Genomic DNA, 3,038 nt, shown 5'->3' on the forward strand with positions numbered 1-3,038 from the left:
TTCAACTCTTGTGGGAAATGTTTGACCTGAAGATCCACTTTTTTGAGCGGGTTTTGCTAAAAAAGTTAGCGGAAGGACAAACCCCACGGAAAGGGAAGTGGGCAGCCGGAGTGGTGGTCAAGCAGTAGGAAGCGTAAATCTGAGCATTTAGTGATAAGGACTGCGAATTTTGCTCAGTTTTTTTTATTTATCTAAAATTAACCCTCTTGCCATCGTGCGGAGATAATCAAAATAAATACAAACCAGAACGAAACACCGACCGTGATGTTTAAATATCATGGTCGGTGTTTCGTTCCTCTAATGGACTTTTGATACAGCCCTATTATTTATATAAAAAGCTGCTTATTCCACGGAAAATATATAGGAGTATATTGGTTGATTACCGTTATGCACTTCAATTTCAATATCTTCGTATGTTTCTTCTATATATTTGATCAATCGATTTACTTCTTCATCTTCTACATCTTCCCCTTGAAGAATCGTCAAGATCTCATCATCTTTAGAGATCATCTCATTTAGAAGCAACTTCACTGTTTCCATTTTATCAGAGTCAGTAGCAATGATCTTACCATCTGCAATACCCATAAAATTACCGTTTTCAATGGTAATGCCATCAATTTGTGTATCACGTACAGCATAAGTTATTTGTCCAGTTTTCACCTGTTTTCTTGCCTCGTCCATTGCTTGCTGATTACTATCAATATCTGCATCTGGATGAAATGAGAGCATAGCGCTTATACCTTGTGGAATTGTTTTAGTTGGAACAACTCGTACATTTTCTTCAGCTAATTCTGCCGCTTGATCAGCTGCCATTAGGATATTCTTGTTATTTGGAAGTATTAACACATTTTTAGCATTAGCTTGCTTGATGGCATTTGCAATATCCTGAGTGCTTGGATTCATTGTTTGTCCACCTTCAATGACCACACTTGCCCCTAAGCTTTCCAAAAGATCCCTCAAGCCTTTACCCATGGCCACTGTAACAATTGCATATTCCGACTTTTCTTTTTGCATATTTTTCTTTTCTTTACTTCCTACAATAGCAGTATGCTGCTCGCGCATATTTTCTATTTTCATATTAATTAAGCTTCCATAACGTTGCCCCATTGTTAAACAATGTCCTGGATACTCTGCATGAATATGAACCTTCACAAGCTCATCATCAGAAACAACTAGCAAGGAATCACCATGCTCACTTAAATCGTTACGAAATGCTTCTTCATCAAATGGATATTCATTTAATTTGTCTTCTTCAAACTTAACCATAAATTCAGTACAATAGCCAAACTCTATATCCTCTGTATCCATAAAATCCTGTGTTACTTTATGGTGTTCAGCATTTATCATTTCATCCATATTAATATCCGATGGATCTTCAGGAAGTTCTTCTCCCTTTAACGCAGCAAGGAATCCTTCATAGATGGTTAATAAACCCTGCCCACCAGAATCTACTACACCAACTTCTTTTAGGACTGGAAGTAAATCTGGTGTACGTTTAAGTGATGCTTTTGCTTCAGCTACAATTTGTTCCATTAGCTGAATGATGTCTTGTTCTTTTTCAGCAACTGAAACTGCTTGATTCCCTGCATCCTTTGCAACAGTTAGTATGGTGCCTTCTACAGGTTTCATTACAGCATTATACGCAGTGGAAACACCACTTTCAAATGCCTTCGCAAGCTCGATGGTTGTAACCGCTTCTTTTTTTTCCAACCCTTTAGAAAAACCACGAAAAATTTGTGATAGTATGACCCCTGAATTACCTCTAGCACCCATTAGTAACCCTTTAGCAAATGCTTCAGCTACTTCAGATACACTGTCACTAGTTAATTTTTTTACTTCATTAGCTCCGGAAGTAATCGTTAGATTCATATTTGTTCCTGTATCACCGTCGGGTACAGGGAATACATTTAAAGCATCAATTTTCTTGGCGTTATTCGACAAATTATGCGCTCCAGAAAGAATCATTTGAGCAAGTTTCTTGCCATTTATCTTCTGTAAAGTCACTATTATATTTCCTCCTCTGTAGACAAAAGCTCACAGCGCCTGTAGATCTACTATTCATGCTTCAGGCGCTAGAGCATTAACACTTTATACAATTAGATGATATGAAATTAGTCTTTTGAGACACGAACTCCTTGAATATAAATATTGACAGAATCAATTTCTAACCCTAAGGATTGATTTAACGTATATTTAACCTGAGATTGAACATTATGAGCAATTTCGGATATTTTTGTTCCATAACTCACAATAATATACATATCGATATGTAAATTGCTTTCTTCTTGACGGACAATGACACCTTTTGAAAAGTTTTCTTTTCTTAAGATTTCAGCAATGCCATCGCGTATTTGACTTTTAGAAGCCATCCCAACAATTCCATAACATTCAACTGCTGCACCACCAGCAATAGTGGCAATTACTTCATTAGTAATCGTTACCTGACCATCGTTTGTATGAAGTTCAATGGACATTTGAATCCTCCTTATAATACCTGCTCACATTATCTAAGCATATTCTACTACATGCAGAACCTTTTTAAAAGTATAGATAATACCTAATTAAAAATTACCACTTATAACAATGTACGATTTGTGTTAATCTGTCAAGTATTTTCTCTTTATATAACAAATAATCCCAGTTTATTCGTGGTTTTACAAAAAGAATAATTGCAATCTAGTAAGAGTTATGGTAAATTGTATAAGTATGAAAATGCAAAGAAACATGTAAAAGTAGGAGGGATAACATGGCCAGAAAATGTGTTGTAACTGGACGTCAAACTCGCAGTGGAAACCAACGCTCTCACGCTATGAATTCCAATAAGCGTCAATGGAAAGCTAATGTACAAAAAGTACGTATTATGGTAGATGGAAAACCGAAAAAAGTATATGTATCTGCACGTGCCCTTAAATCAGGGAAAGTAGAACGCGTTTAATATACTAATACAACTTATCGCATTAGTTAAGAAAAAGGGGCTGGGACATAACTAGCCCTTATGAAGTTAAAAAAGATTCCAGTTATCAAAAAATGATAGCTGG

General features: G+C 36.1%; 3 protein-coding genes. 1 reads left to right on the plus strand and 2 read right to left on the minus strand.

The features are described 5' to 3' along the window. Nucleotides 1-342: 342 nt before the first annotated feature. Together ABDZ84_RS15010 and ABDZ84_RS15015 are read right to left on the minus strand one after the other, a co-directional pair. Nucleotides 343-2,004, minus strand: a complete 1,662-nt coding sequence (locus tag ABDZ84_RS15010) for a DAK2 domain-containing protein (protein WP_343782081.1) — start codon at nt 2,002-2,004, stop codon at nt 343-345. 107 nt (nt 2,005-2,111) lie between these two features. Continuing rightward, nucleotides 2,112-2,474: an Asp23/Gls24 family envelope stress response protein gene (locus ABDZ84_RS15015; RefSeq protein ID WP_026680851.1), complete on the minus strand. Its 363-nt coding sequence runs from the start codon at nt 2,472-2,474 to the stop codon at nt 2,112-2,114. A 272-nt stretch (nt 2,475-2,746) separates the two neighbouring features. Here ABDZ84_RS15015 and rpmB point away from each other — a divergent pair, with 272 nt between their 5' ends. Beyond that, nucleotides 2,747-2,935, plus strand: a complete 189-nt coding sequence (rpmB, locus tag ABDZ84_RS15020) for a 50S ribosomal protein L28 (RefSeq protein WP_026680850.1) — start codon at nt 2,747-2,749, stop codon at nt 2,933-2,935. Nucleotides 2,936-3,038: the final 103 nt, after the last annotated feature.

The organism is Virgibacillus salarius (assembly GCF_039521925.1).
Lineage (GTDB): Bacteria > Bacillota > Bacilli > Bacillales > Amphibacillaceae > Virgibacillus > Virgibacillus salarius.